This is a genomic window from Foetidibacter luteolus, from assembly GCF_009650435.1.
In the GTDB taxonomy this organism is placed as follows: domain Bacteria; phylum Bacteroidota; class Bacteroidia; order Chitinophagales; family Chitinophagaceae; genus Foetidibacter; species Foetidibacter luteolus.
In genome coordinates, this window is record NZ_VVIP01000091.1 from 30,187 (window position 1) to 50,189 (window position 20,003).

Annotated in this window: 19 protein-coding genes; 2 read left to right on the plus strand and 17 right to left on the minus strand. The window is 42.9% G+C overall.

Going from position 1 to position 20,003, the window contains the following annotated elements; translation table 11 throughout:
* Window positions 1-28: 28 nt before the first annotated feature.
* On the minus strand, window positions 29-1,468 hold the full coding sequence (locus F0364_RS27055) for a sigma-54-dependent transcriptional regulator (RefSeq protein ID WP_153800947.1): 1,440 nt from the start codon (window positions 1,466-1,468) through the stop codon (window positions 29-31).
* 353 nt (window positions 1,469-1,821) lie between these two features.
* Here F0364_RS27055 and F0364_RS27060 point away from each other — a divergent pair, with 353 nt between their 5' ends.
* Entirely contained in the window at window positions 1,822-2,190 is a 369-nt protein-coding gene (locus tag F0364_RS27060) for a response regulator (protein ID WP_153800948.1), read from the plus strand.
* 37 nt (window positions 2,191-2,227) lie between these two features.
* On the opposite strand, the gene F0364_RS27065 is transcribed toward F0364_RS27060, so the two are convergent.
* The 6 genes from F0364_RS27065 to F0364_RS27090 form a co-directional block, all read right to left on the minus strand.
* Window positions 2,228-3,622 (minus strand): ATP-binding protein, encoded by a 1,395-nt coding sequence (locus F0364_RS27065; protein ID WP_153800949.1) that lies wholly within the window; start codon window positions 3,620-3,622, stop codon window positions 2,228-2,230.
* Window positions 3,623-3,758: 136 nt separating this feature from the next.
* The gene (locus tag F0364_RS27070; RefSeq protein WP_153800950.1) at window positions 3,759-5,246 is read right to left on the minus strand and encodes an alpha-amylase; all 1,488 of its coding nucleotides are present in this window, start codon (window positions 5,244-5,246) and stop codon (window positions 3,759-3,761) included.
* Between the two features lie 456 nt (window positions 5,247-5,702).
* The gene (locus tag F0364_RS27075; RefSeq protein ID WP_153800951.1) at window positions 5,703-6,278 is read right to left on the minus strand and encodes a YciE/YciF ferroxidase family protein; all 576 of its coding nucleotides are present in this window, start codon (window positions 6,276-6,278) and stop codon (window positions 5,703-5,705) included.
* Between the two features lie 165 nt (window positions 6,279-6,443).
* Window positions 6,444-6,929, minus strand: coding sequence for a hypothetical protein (locus F0364_RS27080; protein ID WP_153800952.1), 486 nt, complete (start codon window positions 6,927-6,929; stop codon window positions 6,444-6,446).
* A gap of 83 nt (window positions 6,930-7,012) precedes the next feature.
* The gene (locus tag F0364_RS27085; RefSeq protein WP_153800953.1) at window positions 7,013-7,489 is read right to left on the minus strand and encodes a hypothetical protein; all 477 of its coding nucleotides are present in this window, start codon (window positions 7,487-7,489) and stop codon (window positions 7,013-7,015) included.
* A gap of 79 nt (window positions 7,490-7,568) precedes the next feature.
* On the minus strand, window positions 7,569-8,678 hold the full coding sequence (locus tag F0364_RS27090; RefSeq protein WP_153800954.1) for a DNA topoisomerase IB: 1,110 nt from the start codon (window positions 8,676-8,678) through the stop codon (window positions 7,569-7,571).
* Window positions 8,679-9,316: 638 nt separating this feature from the next.
* Between F0364_RS27090 and F0364_RS27095 the strand changes: the two genes are divergently transcribed.
* On the plus strand, window positions 9,317-10,465 hold the full coding sequence (locus F0364_RS27095) for an amidohydrolase family protein (protein WP_153800955.1): 1,149 nt from the start codon (window positions 9,317-9,319) through the stop codon (window positions 10,463-10,465).
* 2 nt (window positions 10,466-10,467) lie between these two features.
* Here the strand turns inward: F0364_RS27095 and F0364_RS27100 are convergent, their stop codons facing one another.
* From F0364_RS27100 to F0364_RS27145, 10 genes are all read right to left on the minus strand, one after another.
* Window positions 10,468-11,013: a Uma2 family endonuclease gene (locus F0364_RS27100; RefSeq protein ID WP_153800956.1), complete on the minus strand. Its 546-nt coding sequence runs from the start codon at window positions 11,011-11,013 to the stop codon at window positions 10,468-10,470.
* Between the two features lie 37 nt (window positions 11,014-11,050).
* Window positions 11,051-11,797, minus strand: a complete 747-nt coding sequence (gene recO / locus F0364_RS27105) for a DNA repair protein RecO (RefSeq protein ID WP_153800957.1) — start codon at window positions 11,795-11,797, stop codon at window positions 11,051-11,053.
* A gap of 78 nt (window positions 11,798-11,875) precedes the next feature.
* On the minus strand, window positions 11,876-12,520 hold the full coding sequence (locus F0364_RS27110; RefSeq protein WP_153800958.1) for a hypothetical protein: 645 nt from the start codon (window positions 12,518-12,520) through the stop codon (window positions 11,876-11,878).
* A gap of 18 nt (window positions 12,521-12,538) precedes the next feature.
* The gene (locus F0364_RS27115) at window positions 12,539-12,706 is read right to left on the minus strand and encodes a hypothetical protein (protein ID WP_153800959.1); all 168 of its coding nucleotides are present in this window, start codon (window positions 12,704-12,706) and stop codon (window positions 12,539-12,541) included.
* Between the two features lie 38 nt (window positions 12,707-12,744).
* Window positions 12,745-14,391, minus strand: coding sequence for a carbamoyl-phosphate synthase large subunit (gene carB, locus F0364_RS27120; RefSeq protein WP_153800960.1), 1,647 nt, complete (start codon window positions 14,389-14,391; stop codon window positions 12,745-12,747).
* A gap of 318 nt (window positions 14,392-14,709) precedes the next feature.
* Complete coding sequence (gene rseP, locus F0364_RS27125; RefSeq protein WP_153800961.1) at window positions 14,710-16,089, minus strand: RIP metalloprotease RseP; 1,380 nt, start codon at window positions 16,087-16,089, stop codon at window positions 14,710-14,712.
* Between the two features lie 228 nt (window positions 16,090-16,317).
* Entirely contained in the window at window positions 16,318-17,478 is a 1,161-nt protein-coding gene (locus F0364_RS27130) for a 1-deoxy-D-xylulose-5-phosphate reductoisomerase (protein ID WP_153800962.1), read from the minus strand.
* Between the two features lie 9 nt (window positions 17,479-17,487).
* A complete protein-coding gene (locus tag F0364_RS27135; protein ID WP_153800963.1) occupies window positions 17,488-17,979 on the minus strand; it encodes a PIN domain-containing protein in 492 nt (163 codons plus the stop codon).
* Window positions 17,979-18,227, minus strand: coding sequence for a UPF0175 family protein (locus F0364_RS27140; protein ID WP_153800964.1), 249 nt, complete (start codon window positions 18,225-18,227; stop codon window positions 17,979-17,981). The genes F0364_RS27135 and F0364_RS27140 overlap by 1 nt, the downstream gene beginning before the upstream one ends.
* A gap of 18 nt (window positions 18,228-18,245) precedes the next feature.
* Window positions 18,246-19,745: a GH3 auxin-responsive promoter family protein gene (locus F0364_RS27145; protein WP_153800965.1), complete on the minus strand. Its 1,500-nt coding sequence runs from the start codon at window positions 19,743-19,745 to the stop codon at window positions 18,246-18,248.
* Between the last annotated feature and the right edge of the window lie 258 nt (window positions 19,746-20,003).

A 20,003-nucleotide genomic window follows, 5' to 3' on the forward strand; every position in this document is an offset into this window, starting at 1 on the left:
AAACCCCGCCGTTTTAAAATATACGCTGTTAATTTAACTCCCGTGTATCTTCGTAATTCTTTATTTTATTGTACAACGTTTTACGGTCAATCTTTAAAATTTCGGCAGCCCGCTTTTTATTAAAGTTTACTTCTTTCAGCAGGTTCATAATGGTTTCGTATTCTGCTTTTGCCGCTGCGTTCTTTAAATCTCTCTCCTTGGGCGGAAATTCAATTTGAGAAATATCCACCTGCGGCTGGCCGGTATTTTCAGAAGACAATGCATTCTTTATTTCCCAGGGTAATGTAGCAACGCCAATTTTACCTGATGCCGTCAGCAGTACAGCCCGGCGTATAACATTTCTGAATTCACGCAGGTTACCGGGCCATCCATAGTTAAGGAAGGCATTCATTACTTCTTCTTCGAAACCTTCTATTTGCTTGCCGGTTTCCACATTCGTTTTTTCAAGAAAGTAATTGGCAAAAGAAAGTATATCCTGTTTTCTTTGCCTGAGCGGGGGCAGGTTAATGGAAAATTCATTGAAGCGGTGATAGAGGTCTTCCCTAAACTTGCCGCTTTTGTAAGCTTCCTGCAGGTTTTCGTTAGATGCCACCAGTATGCGTACATCAATATGAATTTCTTTGTTGCCGCCAACACGTTTAAATTTTCGTTCCTGTATAACCCTAAGAAGGGATGCCTGTATTTCGTAAGAAAGGTTGGCTACTTCATCCAGGAAAAGCGTGCCGCCATTGGCCAGTTCAAAGTGGCCTTCTTTATCGTTGAGGGCGCCGGTGAAGGCACCTTTAATGTGCCCGAACAGCTCGCTGCCGGCCAGCTCTTTTGACAGGGTACCGCAATCCATGGCGATAAAAGGCTTATCGCGGCGGTTACTTCTGTCGTGTATGGTTTTGGCAATCACTTCCTTACCGGTACCACTTTCGCCGTAGAGGATAACGCTGTAATTGGTAGGCGCCACAAGGTCAATTTGATTATACAGCTCCCTGGTAACCGAGGATTGGCCCACCATATACTCGCCGCTAAGCTTGTGAGGACCGGCAGTGCTTTTTACAGAGGATGGTGCTGCGGGGCTGCCAGGCACACCTGCCTGCCTGGAAAAACTGTCTGCAGGCTGCTTTAAAGCAGTGGCCAAAACATTTAAGACTTCGTCGGGGATGAGCGGTTTTGTAATATAATCGTAAGCGCCGTTTTTTATGACTTCAACGGCGGTTTTTATATCTGAATACCCGGTTATGATAAGTACAATTGTTTCAGGATTTATGGTTTTTATTTCAAGTAATACATCTTTACCTTCTTTGTCTCCCAGGCGGTAATCGCACAAAACAACATCAAATGTGGATTCTTTAACCTTGGCTATGCCTTTCAGGCCACTGTGTGCGGTATCTGTTTCGTAACCATTTTTAGTAAGAAGCCTGCTGAGAAGTAAGCACATATCCGTATCATCATCAATTATAAGCACTCTTTTTTTCATAAGTATAATCTCACTTTAATTTTGTTGCGGGGGAAATTTTAGCAAGCATGTGCAATGTTGCGGCAGTAAATTAACGCAGGGCGTAAATTTCACAGGTAACAACAGTGCAAAGACATTTGCAAAATTCGGGAATTTTTTGTGTAAGAAATCCCAATAAATATGCCTGAAAATGCTTCAACAATGTAGTTAATAAATTTTGTTTTGCCTTATAAAAAAGCCGGGCTGCGTAAAATACTGAAATTTAATTTTTTGAAGAGATTTATGGCACATTTTTATATCCGCATTGTTAATTCCTGATTTGAATAATACCTGAAAGTGCTGTGGAAAAGAGCGTTATAAATACTGTATGGCCCATGACTTTAAAAGTTCTTATAGTGGATGATGAGATTGATATCTGTTACCTGCTGAGCGGCATCCTGCGTCAAAAAAATTACAAAACTACCTATGTAAATACCCTTTCTGACGCGGAAGTGATGCTTAAAAGAGATCCGCCTTCTATTGTATTTCTCGATAACCATTTACCTGATGGATTAGGAGTTGATTTTATACAGTATATAAAAAAGTATTACCCCGAAACAAAGATTGTAATGGTTACAGCCAATGATACCGCCACAGACCGGCAGAAAGCTTTTAAACAAGGGGTAAACTATTTTATGGGCAAACCTTTTACCCGTGAAATGGTTTACAGGGTAATAGAAATACTCACTGAGGAGAAAGCCTGACCGCACCTGGGGAAAAAACTCCACAATTTTACGTTTGTTAGCTAAGGTTGAGGGTGATAGTAAATGTTGTACCCTTGGCGGGAGCGCTTTGCACAGATATACTTCCCTTATGATTTAAAATGATGTTCTGCGTATTGGTTAAACCTAAACCGTTGCCTTTTTGTTTGCTGGTAAAATAAGGCTCAAACAAACGGGAGACAGTATCTTCATTCATACCTTTTCCATTATCTGATATCCTGATAAGACACTGGTTATTTTTGCTTTCAGTTCTAATCTTTAGTATGCCGTGCTGTGGAGACATTGCTTCCACCGCATTTACTATTATGTTCAGAAACGCTATTTTCATTTTCTCTTTATCAACAGATATCTCGCATTTAACATCCGTATAATATTTCTGAAGCTTTATCCCGTTTAATTCAAGCCGGTCTTTGGCGTTTTCCAATGTTTCATCCATCAGATCATTTATGGATATACGCGAATACTCAAGTTGTGCAAACTTGGTGGAGTTAAGCAAATCGGTAATTAACTGGTTGATACGGGTAGAATTTCTTTCAATCATACTGAAGAGAATGCCTGTTTCATCGTTTTGCTCTACCTCGTTACGCAACTGTTCGCAAGCCAGGCTTATATTGGTAAGGGGGTTCCTTACTTCGTGTGCTATGGTACGTGCAATACGGCCTGTAGCAGCGAATTTTTCTATGCTTTTCAACTCTACCAGCTCCTGGTTAACGCGGTTTAGCTGCTCGATTCTCTTTTCCAGTTCCAGCCGGTAATCATCAGCTTTTTTATTGGCTTCTTCTTTTTGAGTGTTCTCCCGGTTATAATTCATTACAGAATAAATTGAAAGAAATATTGCTATTACCAGCGAAGTGGTATTAATAACACGCATTACCGAAGAATAAGAACCAAGTTGCCTGGCAGGTGTTTGTATTACCTGCTTTTCTTTGGCCTGCATAGCCATAACGGCCATTTTTAAAGAATCCATCACCACCCTTTCTTCGTAAGCACTTTTCCTTATGTCATTAGTAACAACCAATCCGCTGTCCCTGAAGGTATTTAGCGCAAAGGCAAGAGCGGCATACCTTTGTCTTACCAATTGCTTAACTTTTTCTAAAGTACCAAGTTGTTCCTTATCTGTAAGGTTGGTTTTTAAAACCCTTATTATACTGTCTGCCTGCGCATGGCTACGGTGGTAAGGGGCTAAAAAAGACTCATCGTTAAACAGCAGGTAACCACGCATGCCCCGTTCACCATCCTTCACATGTGATACCAGTATTTCAAGATTGTTTAGAACGCTGGTGGTATGGTTAACATTGTTAGCCAGCTTTATAAGCTCCCTTGAAGTATAAAAGTTTAGCAGAAAAGCAATAAACAGCAGTATAACAGCCGTCATGTAGCCTATGCGGATACGCTCGGCAACTTTTAACTTCATAGATTAGCAGGGTTTCATGGTAATTGAAAATAGCGTTACGCCGCTTAAAATTACAACAAACACACAGTTACGCATATTGCGGTAAACACTATTTTAAAACGGCCGCAAAGTTGCCGGTAACTTTTTGTTGCTTACGTTAGCCTTTAGCCACCCACACACTTACAGATCCCGCTTTAACCTTAAACTGAGCCCATCCCTCGTCATTTACCTTAACCATGCGCTTGTAGTTGCCCAACAGGTCGTACATTTTTTTGCCAGCAAATTTTTTGCCCATTTCCATGGCTTTGTGGCCGTTATCCCCATTTGATACAATTACCGCGCAGCCGGAACCCTGTTTTTCATCGGCGCCCTCCCTTGTCCAGCCTATGCAGTTACTATGATCAAAATAATCCCTTTGCAGGCCATACGCATATTCCCGGCGGGCATACAGCAGTTTATCAAGATTTGGACATTCAGGTAAAAAAATCTCATACTCGTTGCCGTCTTTCCCCTTGTCTTTGTAACCTGCCCCATACAAATCCGCATAAAAAACGCATGGGTATCCTGCTCCCCTTAACAATATTAAAGCATACGCTATGGGTTTAAACCAGGGTTCTACCGGCGCTTCGAGTGCCTGCAAGGGTTGTGTATCGTGCGTATCTACCAGGGTTACCGCCAGTTCAGGCCTTGCCGCCACCAGGGTATCGTTAAAGATGGAGGTAAGATCAAAATTCCTGCCTTCTTTGGAAGCCCGGTGCAGCTTATTTTGCAGCGGCGCATCAAACAGGGTTGTGCGCCCCCCGGTAGCATCAATATAAGCCAGCATAGACTGGAGGTTGTGCGGCGCCCAGAATTCAGCTACGGAAAACAAATCATTTCGGGTTTGGCTACGCATTGCATCCAGCCATTCATTATAAAAATAGGTGCTTATGTGTTTTACAGCATCCAGCCTAACCCCATCGAAACCCACCGTATCAAAATACCATTTGCCCCAGTATTTAAGCTGTTCACGCACTGCCGTGTTCCTGAATTCTATATCGCAAAACATCAGGTAGTCGTAATTGCCATGCTCATCGTCAACCATGTCCTCCCAACCTTCGCCATGCTCGTTTTGTATGCTGAAAATGGCGCACTCATCCAGGTCTTTGGCATAATCCGTACCGGTAAAGCAGGTATGGTCCCAAACAAAATCAGAATACTTACCCTGCCTGCCGGGAAAGGTGAATTTTGTATATGCCTCAATTTCAAAAGCATCGCTGGTAAAGTGGTTTCTGTCATGCGCATCAACCCGGCGTACATAAATTTTTTCATGTTCATCGGCCCCGCCCATGTGGTTAAGCACAATATCTACATATACTTTTACGCCGTTATCCTGTAAAGATTTAGCCGCGGCAACATACTCATCCTTTGTTCCGTACTTGGTGCGTACGCTGTTTTTCTGGTCAAACTCCCCCAGGTCGAAAATGTCGTACACATCATATCCAACAGAGTGCTCTCCGTGGGTGCCTTTATAGGCAGGCGGCAGCCATACCGCAGTAAAACCAAGTTCTGCAAGGTGCTTAGCATCGTCTTTAATCCTGTTCCATAAACTGCCGTCAGCAGGGTAATACCAATGAAAATACTGAAAGATGGTTCCGTTTTGCATGCAGGAGGTATTTGTTTTAATAAGTTAGCTTACAATTAAACATGGTACAACAAAGTGAATTACGGTTCTTGTTTTCATAAAAAGGGTATGAGTAAAAAACCTGCCTGCGAAAAAAGCAGCGTGCTACACTAAGGGGTGAGGGATTGCAGCGGATACCCCGGTGAAGCCTTTGCAGCGGGGCTTTTGTGCCGGAGTATGAGCGGAAAGCCCGACCCTTGCGATAGCTTGGGGCACCCCCTAATAACAATTATAGAAACACTAAGTTTTTAAAACGGGCCCGCTACCGTATAAGGTAACAAACTACAGCTAAACTTCTGCATTTCAAATAAGCATTTCCTTTGTGTTACAGAAGTTACGAAACTTTTAAAGCCAGGCAATTGCCTGGCTTTAGCGAATAATTATTATTAAACCTGCCTTTTATAACTTCCATGCTGTTACAACATCCCTGTTCAAATACTATTCCGTTTCTTCCAGGGCCTCGTAATTAATGTTATTCTCAGCTATGGAAGTAAGTAATTCGTCTGTTTGTTTTTCTTCTTCAAGCGTGCTGTATAAAACTTCGGCCACATCTTTATAGCCAAGTGTTTTTGCCAGTGTTACCAAACCGCCATAAGTGGATATTTCGTAATGCTCTACTTTTTGCGCAGCCATTATAAGTCCCACATCTCTTGTAGCGGTATCTTTCTCAGTATCTTCTATAATACTTTCACCTTCTTTGGTAATGCCTTCTATGGCTTCGCATTTTTTTGCCTGGGCCTTTTTACCCAGCATGTCAAACACCTGTTCCAATCGTGTTACATGTTCTTTGGATTGTTCAAGGTGTTCTGCAAAAGCTTGCTGCAATTCTTCAGAAGTAGCGGCTTTCTGCATTTTGGGCAATGTTTTTACAATGTGTTTTTCGGCCCAGTAGATATCCTTCAATTCGTCTGCAAAAAATTCTGCAAGCAATGACGAAGTAACGGTTGTGCTTTTATTCTGGGCGGTGCTTTTGTTAGTTGCGGCGCTTTTGCCTGTAGCGGATTCTTTTTTCATGGATTTATTTTTTGTGTATTGGTTAAAGGCTAAATACTGTGCCGGTAAAAAATTTTTTCTTTTACAACCTAAACCACACTTTTAACCAACGTTATTGAGGATTATTTTGCTCACCGGTTTTTCTGGTTTGTGGAATAGTGTCTCTGCAAACGGCTAGTTGCGTTATTAAAAAAGGGTTCTTTGTCCAGACAGCTCTTTAATGCTGAAGTTATTAAGCAGCTTAATTTTAAGATAAGCGTAAAGCATTTCGTTTAAATGCGCCTGCAGGTTATTGCGTATTTCAGGTATAATTTCATAATCGTTCAGCAAATCCCTAAACGCAAGAATGGTTTCCTTCTCGTAGTATTGGGCACAGGCAAAAGGGTTATCAAATAACAGATCATCGTTCAGGTCTTTTTTCACGAAATTCAAATCTGTAGCGGGAAAGACGTGGGCAAGCGACTCAATTTTTTTCTTTAATTCTGTTTCGCAGGGGGCTGTTTCGGCAACAAAAGTAAGTATGCTGCGTTTAAGGTAAGCATCATTCATTTGCAGGGCAGCCATTTCCATTTTAAGGCGTACCGCTGCAATTACGGCTTTCAATGTTTCCAATTTAGCGTAAGTGTATCTTATCTGGCGTTTGTCTTTTTTGGTTAGCGGGGCGTGTATCATGGCAAGTTTTTATACGTAACTCCATCAATTTTAATGCCTGCGCCCGTCAAACAACCCTTGTTAACAGCGCCCTAAGTTAAAAGTTACAGCTTGCAAACATCAATAAGATAGGGCGCTTCATCGTAATAGTATTTGTCGTAGTTCCACACCGTTTCCCCGGAAAAAAGTATCACCTGCCATAAACCGGCCGAAGAACGTATTGCCGTAAACATGTGACGCCGGTTGGAATGATAAATTTCATACACCTCGTAATCTCCGGAAATGTATTTATGAAAAGCGAAGCAATATTTACCATCGGGCTTATACAGCCATTGCAATGGCTTATATTCTGTAAAGCCATATTTAAAATGGTTGGTAAGCTGGTTGCCGGTTTCTTCGGCCAAGCGGGTAAAACCCATATCCTGCTCAACCCATTTACCACTTTCTACATCGGTAAAAAAAACATTTGCATACCCATCCTCAAACTTAACCAGCGCCATTAAATGAAAAGGATGGTCAATAATGGTAAAGTTGGCCACTCTTATATCCTCATCCACATTTACATAAATAATGTTGTCCATCTCAATATTATTTGGTTACACAACTTTGTTTCTCTGCAAGGCTTATACCTGTTGCGTGCTACGGGCGGCAGGCACATTGTTAGTTAAGTACAACCCTTTTATTTTCCGCCAGTATGTTCATCAGTATTTTTTCTTCGGCAGTAAGGCCGCTGCGGTTGTCATCCGCTTCAATATCTTCCAGTTGCTTTATATATTTTTCCAGCCCTTTATTCTCGTACATCTGCAGAATGGCCGGGTGTACATAATATTTTTTGCAAACAGTGCGGGTATTACCCAACTGTACTGAAACTGCATCCAGTGCCTGCACCACTTTTTTCTTTGCTTCCGTTTCGCTTTCAAAAAACCCCAGTTCTTTAAAAGATAGCAACGCTTGTACAGTTCCAGACCATGTTCTAAAGTCTTTGGCCGTAAAATCGCCGCCACTAACCTGTTTTATATACTCATTTACCATGCCCGAATCAACCGGCTTTCTCTCGTTATTACTGTCGTAATATTGAAACAGCTCTTTGCCCGGTATGTCCCGGCATTGGTGTATAATTCTTGAAAGCCGCCTGCTTTTAAGGCTTATCTTATGCTCAACTCCCTTTTTGCCCTTGAAGAAAAATTGCATTCGGGTACCGTTAATTTTTACATGTTTATCTTTTAAAGTAGTAACGCCGTAAGACCCGTATAGCTTTTCATAAAAGCTGCTGCCTATGCGTATATTGGTACGTTCCATAACGCTTACCACAGTAGCCAACACTTTTTCTGCGGGTAGCCCTGGCAAGGCAAGGTGCTTTTCCATTTGCAGCCTCATGGCCGGCAGGGCTTCACCAAAATCGTGCAGCCTGAAAAATTTGGTTTGGTTGCGCAGGCTGTTCCATAACTCGTGGTAGCGGTATTGCTTCCTGTTCTTTACATCAAAACCGGTAACCTGCAGGTGCCCGTTGGGCAGGTTGCATATCCATACGTTTTGCCATGCGGGTGGTATTACCAGGCTGCGTATACGCTTAAGCACTTCTTTATCTTTTACCTGTCGGTTATTAAAAACATAGCTAAAAGCCTTTCCGTTCTTAACACGCTGAATACCGGGGGCGGTATCGGTTATATAAACCAGGTCTATGGCTTTAGCGGTTTTTTCTGCGTCTTTCAGCAGGCTGCGCACTTTCTTTTCTGTAAGGTTAAGTACTGGTTCTTTAGTTGTTTCCATTCTGCAAGCGTTACAACAATTGGCAATGAAATAATTATGCCTTTGTAAAAAGGGTGGCCGCAACGGCTAAACAACTTGTTTAAATGCTTAACTGTTACCTTTTTTGAGGAAAATGTTCCACAGAAAAGCTGTTTTAATGAGGGTAAAAACACCGGGTTTTTCTGAGCCCATGGCTCTTGTATGTTGAATTGGTAATTGTTGGGGGTGTCCCTCGTACCTCGGGCCGGGCTTTCCGCTATTACTCCGGCACAGAAGCCGACCCACAAACCTTCACCGGGGTAGCCGCTGCAATCCCTCACCCGAAGGTGTAGCCTGTTACTTTTTTTGCAGCAGCGTTAAGGCCGGATGAGAATATTTGCGTAGGAACGCTTATCTATTTTACGGGAAGAAGTAGTGCCGGGCAGCGGCAAAATTTTGGAACAGGATTTACTGCCGCTTACCCGGGCTTAATAATGTTTAGCAGTAGCTGGTTAATTAATGGCCATTGTACGACTACAGCGGCCCGTTTGTAAAAATGACCTCCATTGAAAAATGATTCATAGCAAAGATGCCGCACCAGTATGCCCGGCCCTTATGCAATCGGGAAATTGCTTTACGGTATCAGGAAGAATAAAATGTGGCGGTACTATCTTTACCACATGGCGTGGGTTAAATACAAAGCAGATAAAATTTTTACAGGAACAGAACTATTGAACGGCAACCATGTTTTAATAACAGACGGCGCCGGCAAAGTGGAAGCCATAGTAACCGCCGCCGAAGCAGGGGAGGATGTGCAGCATGTACAAGGTATTTTATCGCCGGGGCTTATTAATTGCCATTGCCACCTGGAGCTTAGCCACATGCGTGGGCTATTGCCGGAAAAAACAGGCCTGGTTGACTTTGTTTTTAAGGTGGTAACGCAAAGGCATTTTGCTGAAGATGAAATTTTAGCAGCCATACAGCAGGCTGAAAATGAAATGCTGGCCAATGGCATAGTTGCCGTGGGTGATATTTGTAACAATACGCTTACACTGCCGCAAAAACTTAAGCAACGCCTGTTGTACTATAATTTTATTGAGGTTAGCGGCTGGATGCCCAATGTTGCCGCAACACGTTTTGCAAGAAGCAAGGCATTTTATGACAGTTTTCAAAGCAATGCAGCGGGCGTGTACCATGCATTGGTACCGCATGCTCCTTACTCGGTTTCAGAAGAGTTATGGCAGATGATGCAGCCATTTTTTGCGGGTAAAACAATTACCATTCATAACCAGGAAACTGCGTTTGAAGATGCGCTTTTTAAACATGGCTCAGGCGATTTTATGCGTATGTACCGCATGATGAATATGGACAGCGGTTTTTTTAAGCCTACCGGTAAAACCAGCCTGCAATCTTATTATCCAAAGCTGCGGGAAGCAAAGAATGTTGTACTTGTGCACAATACTTTTACCGGCCGGGAAGACCTGCTTTTTTTACATCAGCGCCCTGTTTATTTGTGCCTGTGCATTAATGCCAATCTCTATATAGAAAATACGGTGCCGCCGGTTGATATGTTTATACAGGAAAACTGCAGACTGGTATTGGGTACGGATAGCCTGGCAAGCAACCACAGCCTTAACCTGCTGGATGAAATGAAGAGCATACGCAAATACTCTCCGCAGGTTGGCGTTGAACAACTCTTGCAATGGGCTACCATTAACGGTGCAAAAGCACTTAACATGGAAGATAAGCTGGGCAGCTTTGAAAAGGGTAAGCAACCAGGCATTATTTGTATGGATGAAAATATGGAAACGGTAAAAAGGCTGGCCTGAAGTTAAAAAGTAAACTCCAGGTTAAGCAAAGCTGAGTAAAACCTGCCGGTTGCCTCGTAGGCTGGTTTATAAATGCCGTTTGTTAAAACCCATGCTTTTACTTTGTTGTTATCGGGGTTAACGGTAAAATATTCCTTTACACCGGCATGTTCATACAGCGCTTTCTTCAATACAAGGTCACGGTTTTTGTCGGCAGATAATACTTCCACAATCAAGTCTGGGGTGCCATGCACATAACCATCGTGTTTAAGAATATGCATGTTTTCTTTCAAAATAAAAACCAGGTCTGGTTGAACGGCAGACAGCAGATCATCAAAGTACACGTCAAACGGCGCTAATATAATTTCACCGGACTGCTCAACTTCAATATACTTTGAGATTTTGTTGAACAAAATGCCAAGCAGGCGTTGGTGGTTGTATTTGGGTGCGGGGGACATATAGAGTACGTTATCAATCACTTCGCACGGCGTTCCTTCCGGCAGGGTGCGGAATACATCCAGCGCTGTTTTAGGAATCTGTTCAATATCTGTTACCATGTATTCTTTCACAACAAAAAAGTGATTGCCCCTAAAATTACAAAACTTTTTAACCCAATACCTCCTGCAATACGGCCAGGCTGCGCATTTCGCCAAAATCGGGTATGTGCAGCGCCAGGTATTGCTGAAGGCCTTCCAACAGCGGCCGACGGGTATAACGGGTTAACGGTATGGAGGAAAGGTCTTCATAAAAGTTAATGCTGTTTATTTTATGTACTACGGCTGCGGTTTCGCCGGAAATATAATGTGGGTGATTGGGGATCTCATTTACAAATTGGCCTTCCTGCAAATCAAGCACAGGGGTTTGTTTGCTGTAGCTACCATGCAACTGAAAGCCAGATTCACTTGCCAGGTGCAATATAAAATACAAAGGCAGGTTGGCTGCAAGAGCATTATCTCCTTTGTCTAATTGCTTAAGGCTGTCTGTTATCAAATAAAAAAGTTCAGGGTTTGCTTCCGGTTGCTTCAGGCTGTGCTGCAGCAGTTCTATCATGTAAACCGCTACAGCATTTTTTACTACATCAAAAAAAACCTGCTCGTACAGGTAATCCCACTGAAAGTCTTTTATAAACTGCAGGTTCTTTAATTCGTTATGGTAGGCTTCCAACTGAAGTATGGCGCCCGGTTGAAAGTAACTGCTTTTACCCTGCGACTTTTTGGAAACTTGCCGCACCCCTTTTACAATGTAGCTCTGTATGCCAAACAGCTCTGTATACAGCGTTGAGATAATGCTTGTTTCTCCATACTTAACGGTACGCAGCACAACTGCTTTGGTTTTGTGGGTAACCTGACTCAACTAAGTTAATTATGTAATAAGTGTAATCTTTTGCAAAGACATATTTGGGGTGCCCAGCTACAATAGTGCCATTTGTAATTATTGCAGCAGCCCTGTAAAATCAATTTCCTTCCTGGGAATAAAAAAGCCTTTAATACAGTTTAAGTTACGAACACAAATCTGAATATGACTTTTCTCAAAAATGCCTGCACCATCAAAAGCTGGCCCACCTTCGGTAAAAACACCCCTTACTGTGTCAAACGCGTTAAAGTGCGAGAACCCTTTTTCACTGGTATCCTGATTTATTTGCCGTAATATCTCACCGTGCATAAATTCAATTGAGGCACAATCAAGTTCCCGGAGTATTTTATCCTTGTGCTTATCCTGTGGAATGTCTTTGTTGTATGGTAATTTTTTTCCGGCAGCTTTGTAAACTGCTGCCATAAGAGTAAAATAAGATTGCAATATGCTTATATACTTGCTGTCTAAAAAATCACAACAATACCCAAGGCTCAAAACAGCTCCTACAACGGACGGTTTTCCGGGTGCTCCACGCTTACTCTTCTCTGTTGCCCAATGCAAGGCACGCTCGTAATTGTTCTCCCAGAAATACATACCATGCCCTAACCAATCATAAGGCTGTTTACTGGTTCTTACTTCATCAGGATTGTTTACGAGTGCATTTCTCACGCTTAAATCGCAACCATGAAATCCAATTACGAGATTGGGCTTCACATCGTACATAGGGCAAGCTTAATAGGTTTAACTTCTGCTTACGGTAGCAAGATTTTTATATGGAGGTGTAAAATTACCGTGTTTATCAAGTATGCCGGCATCCATTAAAGAGCGCAGGGCATCCTTTTTTGAAATATTCTTTTTCAGCTTCTCAGTCGCTAAATCAGTAAGCCTTTTTACATCCTTATCACTCATAATTTTTAAATTAGGCAACTAAAAATAGCGAATATTCTTTACCCCTCAAACGAACTGTAGAAGTAAGGCGTTTTAGCTTCAAATTCAGCGCTGCAGGTATCTACCATTTTATATACACGGGTTATACCCAGTGCTTTGCGCTTTTCATACACCTGCTCATCTGTACAGTTGCCATGTAATATACGGGCAATCTGCTCGTCACTAAAGCCATTCTTCTTGGCTTCCTTTAACAGCGGTTCGGGCAGGGTATCCAATTTATATTGTTCCAGTTCTTTTTCTATGCGGCATATTTCCTGTATCTGGTAAATAAACCAACGGTCAATGCGGGTGGCCTGCACAATGGTTTTAATAGTAACGCCGTGCATCAAGGCATCTTTTATGCGGAAAATCCTGTCCCATTTCGGGGTTTTGATGTATTCAATCAGGTCCTCGGTTTTCATCAGGCTTTTGCCGTAATAGCCAAGCCCTACAGCTTCGTTCTCCAGGCTTTGGCAGGCTTTCTGGATGGCTTCCGTAAAACTTCTGCCAATGGCCATTACTTCGCCCACACTCTTCATTTGCAGGCCAAGCGTATCGTTGGCGCCTTTAAACTTGTCAAAGTTCCAGCGGGGCACTTTTACAATTACGTAATCCAGCGCAGGCTCGAAATAAGCCGAGGTAGTTTGCGTAATCTGGTTCTTTAATTCATCCAGGCTGTAACCGATGGCCAGTTTGGCGGCAATTTTAGCAATGGGGTAACCTGTAGCCTTACTTGCCAAAGCTGATGAGCGGCTAACACGGGGGTTAATCTCCACGGCAATCAACTCTTCTGTTTCAGGGTTTAAAGCAAACTGAACATTACAGCCGCCGGCAAAATTGCCCAGGCTGCGCATCATGAGCATAGCTTTGTTGCGCATGTCCTGGAAGGCGCTATCGCTTAACGTCATAGCAGGCGCTACGGTAATGGAGTCGCCTGTGTGTATGCCCATGGGGTCAAGGTTTTCCACGGTACATATAATCACTACGTTATCATTCTTATCACGCAAAAGCTCCAGCTCAAATTCTTTCCAGCCTAAAACAGCTTTTTCAACCAGCACTTCGTGTATCGGCGATGCTTTAAGGCCACGTTGTAAGGCTTCATCAAGCTCTTCTTTGCGGTGAACAAAACCACCGCCGGTACCGCCGAGCGTAAAAGAAGGCCGTATAACCAGTGGAAAACCAATTTCCTGGGCGAACTCTTTGCCTTCCAAAAAGCTGTTGGCTACCCTGCTGGGCGCTACCTGTATGCCAATCTTAATCATTAACTGCCGGAATTTTTCCCGGTCCTCCGCAGTATCTATGGCAGCTACATCAACGCCAATCATACGTACGTTGTAACTCTTCCAGATGCCCAACTCATCTGCCTCTTTACAAAGGTTTAGGGCAGTCTGGCCGCCCATGGTGGGCAACACTGCATCAATCTGGTTTTCCTGCAGAATTTTTTCTATGCTTTCAACAGTAAGCGGCAACAGGTATACTTTATCGGCCATCATGGGGTCTGTCATAATGGTGGCCGGGTTGCTGTTAATCAGTATTACTTTAATCCCTTCTTCCCTAAGGCTGCGTGCAGCTTGCGAGCCGGAATAATCAAACTCGCAGGCCTGGCCAATAACAATAGGACCTGAACCAACAATCAAAACCGATTTAATAGAAGTGTCTTTAGGCATGGTAGTACAAAATTGCGCAAATGTAAGGGCTGAGGCGCAATTGCGCTGGTTAATTTTACAGAAACAATAGCTTAGGTATGCTTACGAACATTAGCAATAATGTAAGGCTTTGGCAAAAAAGACCGGATTGACAGTATTAAGCAACATTCCATTAATGCGGCCAGGTGTAAATAAAAAAACTTATGGCGCCATGGGCGCCATAAGTAATTCTATCCTGTGGGAAAAGCTGCGTAGCGAATCCAACCGTAAAAGTGTGCGACGCAACGAAAGCTCAATACTTGTTCCCGCTGCCAGGCCCATAAAAAAATTCGCGGCGGTTTATTTGTTTCTGCCCCAGCCAAACCAGTCGTTACCGTTGGCATATAACATAAGGCCGAGCAGAATAACCATACCGGCAATTTGGGCGTATTCCAAAAATTTGTCGCTGGGCCTTCTGCGGGTTACCATTTCATATAGCAGAAACAGCACGTGACCGCCATCCAGTGCAGGTATAGGCAATATATTCATGAAAGCCAATACAATAGAAAGGAATGCGGTTAAAGACCAGAAATCCTGCCAGGCGCCCCACTGATCGGGGAAAATAGAGGCCATTCCTTTAAATCCACTTACACCTTTGTAAGCTTCGGTTTCAGGCGACAAAATTTTCTTAAACTGGTCTATGTAGTTTCCGAGCTTTGTCATTGCCAGTTTTGCGCCGGCTGGTATGGCCTCAAAAAAACTATAATTGTTTTCAATTACTTTAGCAATGCCTAAGCTATCTAATTGTTTAGGGCTAAAGTTGCGCCTGTAAAAACCCAGCGTGCCATCGTTGTTTACCGCTACATTTAATGGAATAATTTTTCCGCCACGTTCTACCTGTAATGTGGTCTGCCTGCCTTTGCTGGCCATTAACTGGTGTCGGTAAGTATCAAAGTATGGTGTAGATATAGAATCCACACCCACTATCCTGTCATTTTGCTTTAAACCAGCCACGGCTGCGGGAGATTTAGCCACTACTTCTTCTACTACTACCGGTAACTGAGGTATAAAAATGGCAGATTTGTTCCTGCGGCGTTCACTAAGCTTGCCCAGCAGGTTTACAGGTAATTTTACTAATTGTATTTTGCCATCCCGTTCAACAGTTACTTCTTTTCCCAGTAAAACCATATACTGGGCATCTTCAAAATAAGTTACAGATTTGCCATCCACACTTAAAACTTTGTCGCCATCTTTTAACCCAATATCATACATCAGGCTATCAACTACCTGTATGCCTGTTTTCATATCCGCAGTTGGCGTTTTGGTATCTCCCCAAACAAACAATATCATCGCATAAATAATAAATGCCACGATAACGTTTACCGTAACGCCACCAACCATAATAATCAGGCGCTGCCAGGCGGGTTTGCTGCGGAACTCCCATTGTTTAGGCGGTTCTTTCATCGCTTCTTTATCCATGCTTTCATCAATCATGCCCGATATTTTAACGTAACCGCCCAATGGCAGCCAGCCAATACCGTAAACAGTTTCACCTACTTTCTTTTTAAAAAGAGAAAAACCGGCATCGAAGAAAAGGAAGAATTTTTCTACCCGGCAGCCAAAAAGTTTCGCGGGGATAAAGTGGCCTAACTCATGTAAAATAACCAGAAGGGAAAGGGCCATTAACAGATACAGCGCCTGGATACCTACGCCGCCCCAATCAATTGCTAATAAAGTCATGTTGCTTGTAAGGGCCGTTTGCAACGGCTTTTAATTTTTTGTATGTCAAGGACAGAATACCTATTGGGCTTCGTTGTGTCACTCACTTCAGGGGTTTATTCTTTTCTCAGCATTTTCCGTACGTTAACATCATTTTCCCCATCCCTTTAATTAAGCGGCAGCCACAAAGCCCCGCAATGTTACGATGCTTTGCGGCATAAAATACGCCGTTCAGCACAATTTAACGCTTTACATCTGTACCAGCGAGGCAGCGAAATTACGGGCCTCGCCATCGGTTTCAAAGTATTCTTCCAGTGTGGGGTTTTGTATAAAAGGAATTTTATCCATGGTACGCTCTACCATTTCGGTAATATCCAAAAAGCCTATACGGTTGCGTAAAAAGGCATACACGGCTATTTCATTGGCTGCATTCAGCACACAGGGCATGTTGCCGCCTTTAAACAAAGCATCTGTAGCCAGCACCAGGTTGCGGAAGGTGCGTGTATCGGGCTCCTCAAAAGTTAAAGTGCCGGGCTTTTTAAAGTCGTAACGGGGAAAGTTATTGGGTATACGTTGCGGAAAAGCCATTGCATACTGAATGGGCAGTTTCATATCCGGCAACCCCATCTGCGCTTTAATACTGCCATCTTCAAACTGTACCATGCTGTGTATAATGCTTTGCGGGTGTATAACTACCTGTATTTGGTCTGGCTGAAGGTTAAAAAGCCATTTGGCTTCAATCATTTCCAGCCCTTTGTTCATCAGCGTAGCAGAGTCTATGGTAATTTTGGCGCCCATGCTCCAGTTAGGATGCTGCAGGGCATGGTCCCGCTTTACATTTACCAGGTAATTAGGTTTACGGCCTAAAAAAGGGCCACCGCTGGCAGTAAGGATGATTTTTTCAATTTTGTTTCTGCCTTCACCAACCAGGCATTGAAAAATGGCGGAATGCTCACTATCAACCGGAATTACGGGCACCCTTTTTTCCATGGCTTTCTGCATCACTATATCTCCTGCCACTACCAGGGTTTCTTTATTGGCCAGCGCTACAGGTTTGCCATTTTCCAGGGCTTGCAGGGTGGGCTTAAGTCCGGCGTACCCAACAATGGCTGCCAGCATAAGGTCGTAGTTATCCATAGCGGCAACCTCGTCTAAAGCCTGTTCCCCGGCAAAAACTTTGCTACCGGTAGCCTTCAAAGCATCTTTTACTTTCTGGTATTTTTTTTCATCGCCTATAACTACAATGTTGGGATTAAATTCCAGCGCCTGCTGCACCAGCAATTCATCGTTGGTATGAGCAGTAAGTATTTCTGCGGCAAACTTATCAGGATTAGCCTTGATAACTTCCAGCGCCTGTGTGCCTATAGAGCCTGTTGAACCAAAGATGGCGATGCGTTTGATGGATGTCATACGATAAAACTATAAAATTTCCTTTGCTTCCTTTAAAATAAGCAGGTACAATTCTTCATCTATCCATAGATGCGCTTTTTCTATCATTGCATCCAATAAAGACTGTACGCTTTCAATGAGCCTGTGTTGTTTTGCAAGAAGTAAAATTCCTAATACACCAATGGTTGAAATGTTGTAACGCTTGGCAATTTTTGTGCCTTTGCGCTCATCAATCAACAATACTTCTGCATTTATTTCCATGGCAAGGCTTATAGCGCTTGCTTCTGCATAATCAAGTTCGGCATTTAGTTTTTGAAATATCTCGTTTTCGGCAGGTTTTACAACAGATATCCAATTTAGTTGTTTTATCACTGAAGTATCAATGCCGTGCATTTTCAGTTCTTCAAGTTCCTGCAATACCCGTACAGGCATTACAATTGTTCCATAAAGCGATTGCAGGATATCCAGTCTGCCGATAAGAAAAAAGTTACTGATGGGGGAATTGTCACTTACAACAAGCACTACAATATGGTTTTTGAAGCAGCGATCTGTTCACGGATTTCGGTAATAGAAGTTTTAATGGTCGGAATTTTGCGGCTGGCCAGCTCTTTTTGAAACTGGAACCAATCCATATTGGCCAATTCAGCCGCCGCATATAGAGTAACCTCCTCATCCATATACATTTTTATGGCTAATCCCAGCAACGCATCTTCTTTGGTTAGTTTGCCGGAAAAAGAAAATTTATCAGGTATCTCCAATATCAATTCCATGTATTGTAAAGTTATACATTATTCATGTACAATAAACCCCTGCATGGCATCCGCTATCTTCCTGTCATTGCTGAGCCTGGGCAGTTTATTTTGGCCGCCCAGTTTTCCAATTGACTTCATGTAGTCTATAAATCCATTCTTACGTACCTGGGTTATTTTCAGTTTTTGAAGAATATTGCCGGCAATTAAATCATCATAATATACATTCTTTAACCTCAGGTTTTCATCAACCTTAGCAATAAAGCCTTCCATGTCAGCGGGCAGGTTCTCAAATTCAATAAACCACTCATGGTAACTTTTTCCCTCGCCCTGTTGCACAAAGGGGGCCACAGTAAATTCTACAATTTTTATACTTTCTTCGTTAGCAGCTTTCATTAACGCATGTTCCACCTCTTCTGCAATTACATGCTCGCCAAATGCGGATATGTAATGTTTGGTCCTGCCGCTTACTACCAGCCTGTATGGGTTAGTGCTTAAAAACTTAACTGTATCGCCTATATTATAGGCCCAAAGGCCTGCATTGTTGCTGATAACCAAGGCATAGTTTTCGCCAACTTTTACATCTGCAAGGCTAAGCCGGGTGGGGTTATCATTAAAAATTTCAGCGGCTGGTATAAACTCAAAAAATATTCCGGAATTGGTGTTCAGCAACAGGCCGGCAGCACGCTGGCTATCCTGGAAGGCAAAGAAACCTTCGCTTGCCGGAAAAGTCTCAATAGAATCTATTTTTTTGCCGATGGAATCAAACAATTTAGCCCGGTAAGGTTCAAAATTTACGCCGCCATATACCATTACCGAAAAATTGGGAAACAGGTCGGCAATTTTTTTGCCGCTGCGCTGGGTAAGACGGTCAAAATACATTTGCATCCACGGTGGTATGCCGCTTATAAGCGTCATATCCTGGTTAATGGTAAGGTCGACAATCTTATCCAGTTTGGTTTCCCAGTCTTCTATACAGTTGGTTTCATAATCCGGCAACTGATTGCTGCGCAGGTATTTTGGCACATGGTGGTTAACAATGCCGCTTAGCCTGCCGGTTGGTACGCCCCCCACTCTGTCAAGCACCGGAGAGCCGCTTAAAAAAATCATTTTGCCTTTGGTAAAAGCGGCATTGCCGGTTTCTGCAATGTAGCACAGCAAAGCATTGCGGGCAGAATCAATATGGTTGGATATGGAATCTTTTGAAATAGGGATGTATTTAATACCACTGGTAGTACCGCTGGTTTTAGCAAAATAAATGGGCTTGCCTTTCCAAAGTATGTTTTCTTTCCCCTCTTTTATTTTGGCTATGTAGGGTTTTATCTGCTCATAATCCCTTACAGGCACTTTCGTTTTAAAATCTTCATAGGATTGTATTCCTCCAAACTCATGGTCGCGGCCAAACTCGGTATCCTTTGCTCCTTTAATCAGCGATTTAAAAATGGCCTGCTGATCCTCTACCGCGGTTTCCATTCCCTTTCTTATCTTATTATATATGTACCCGGCAAACGGCTTTGCTAAAATTGATTTTAAGTCCATGGCAGAGTTATTCAGTATTGGAAGGGCAAAAATAGCAAGTGCGGAACAAGGCGGCATTATTTATTTTAACTGCCTGGTGTCTCCTTTTTATACTTTTTGGCCGCATAAGCATTTTTATGAACCCGGCGGCTGTGCCTTGTGGCATCACCTCTTGCGTCGCAGTACTTTCATCGTTCGGTTCATTGGGCGGCTTGCAGCCCGGATAGGTGCATACCCCAGCTTTTCCGTTTGTTTGCAGTAATAAAAAGCACAGGTAAG

Bases quoted from the DNA above. Each gene is read 5' to 3' on its own strand.
- F0364_RS27055 (WP_153800947.1), bottom strand. From the start codon at position 1,468: ATGAAAAAAAGAGTGCTTATAATTGATGATGATACGGATATGTGCTTA.
- F0364_RS27060 (WP_153800948.1), top strand. From the start codon at position 1,822: ATGACTTTAAAAGTTCTTATAGTGGATGATGAGATTGATATCTGTTAC.
- F0364_RS27065 (WP_153800949.1), bottom strand. From the start codon at position 3,622: ATGAAGTTAAAAGTTGCCGAGCGTATCCGCATAGGCTACATGACGGCT.
- F0364_RS27070 (WP_153800950.1), bottom strand. From the start codon at position 5,246: ATGCAAAACGGAACCATCTTTCAGTATTTTCATTGGTATTACCCTGCT.
- F0364_RS27075 (WP_153800951.1), bottom strand. From the start codon at position 6,278: ATGAAAAAAGAATCCGCTACAGGCAAAAGCGCCGCAACTAACAAAAGC.
- F0364_RS27080 (WP_153800952.1), bottom strand. From the start codon at position 6,929: ATGATACACGCCCCGCTAACCAAAAAAGACAAACGCCAGATAAGATAC.
- F0364_RS27085 (WP_153800953.1), bottom strand. From the start codon at position 7,489: ATGGACAACATTATTTATGTAAATGTGGATGAGGATATAAGAGTGGCC.
- F0364_RS27090 (WP_153800954.1), bottom strand. From the start codon at position 8,678: ATGGAAACAACTAAAGAACCAGTACTTAACCTTACAGAAAAGAAAGTG.
- F0364_RS27095 (WP_153800955.1), top strand. From the start codon at position 9,317: ATGGCGTGGGTTAAATACAAAGCAGATAAAATTTTTACAGGAACAGAA.
- F0364_RS27110 (WP_153800958.1), bottom strand. From the start codon at position 12,520: ATGTACGATGTGAAGCCCAATCTCGTAATTGGATTTCATGGTTGCGAT.
- F0364_RS27115 (WP_153800959.1), bottom strand. From the start codon at position 12,706: ATGAGTGATAAGGATGTAAAAAGGCTTACTGATTTAGCGACTGAGAAG.
- carB (WP_153800960.1), bottom strand. From the start codon at position 14,391: ATGCCTAAAGACACTTCTATTAAATCGGTTTTGATTGTTGGTTCAGGT.
- rseP (WP_153800961.1), bottom strand. From the start codon at position 16,089: ATGACTTTATTAGCAATTGATTGGGGCGGCGTAGGTATCCAGGCGCTG.
- F0364_RS27130 (WP_153800962.1), bottom strand. From the start codon at position 17,478: ATGACATCCATCAAACGCATCGCCATCTTTGGTTCAACAGGCTCTATA.
- F0364_RS27140 (WP_153800964.1), bottom strand. From the start codon at position 18,227: ATGGAATTGATATTGGAGATACCTGATAAATTTTCTTTTTCCGGCAAA.
- F0364_RS27145 (WP_153800965.1), bottom strand. From the start codon at position 19,745: ATGGACTTAAAATCAATTTTAGCAAAGCCGTTTGCCGGGTACATATAT.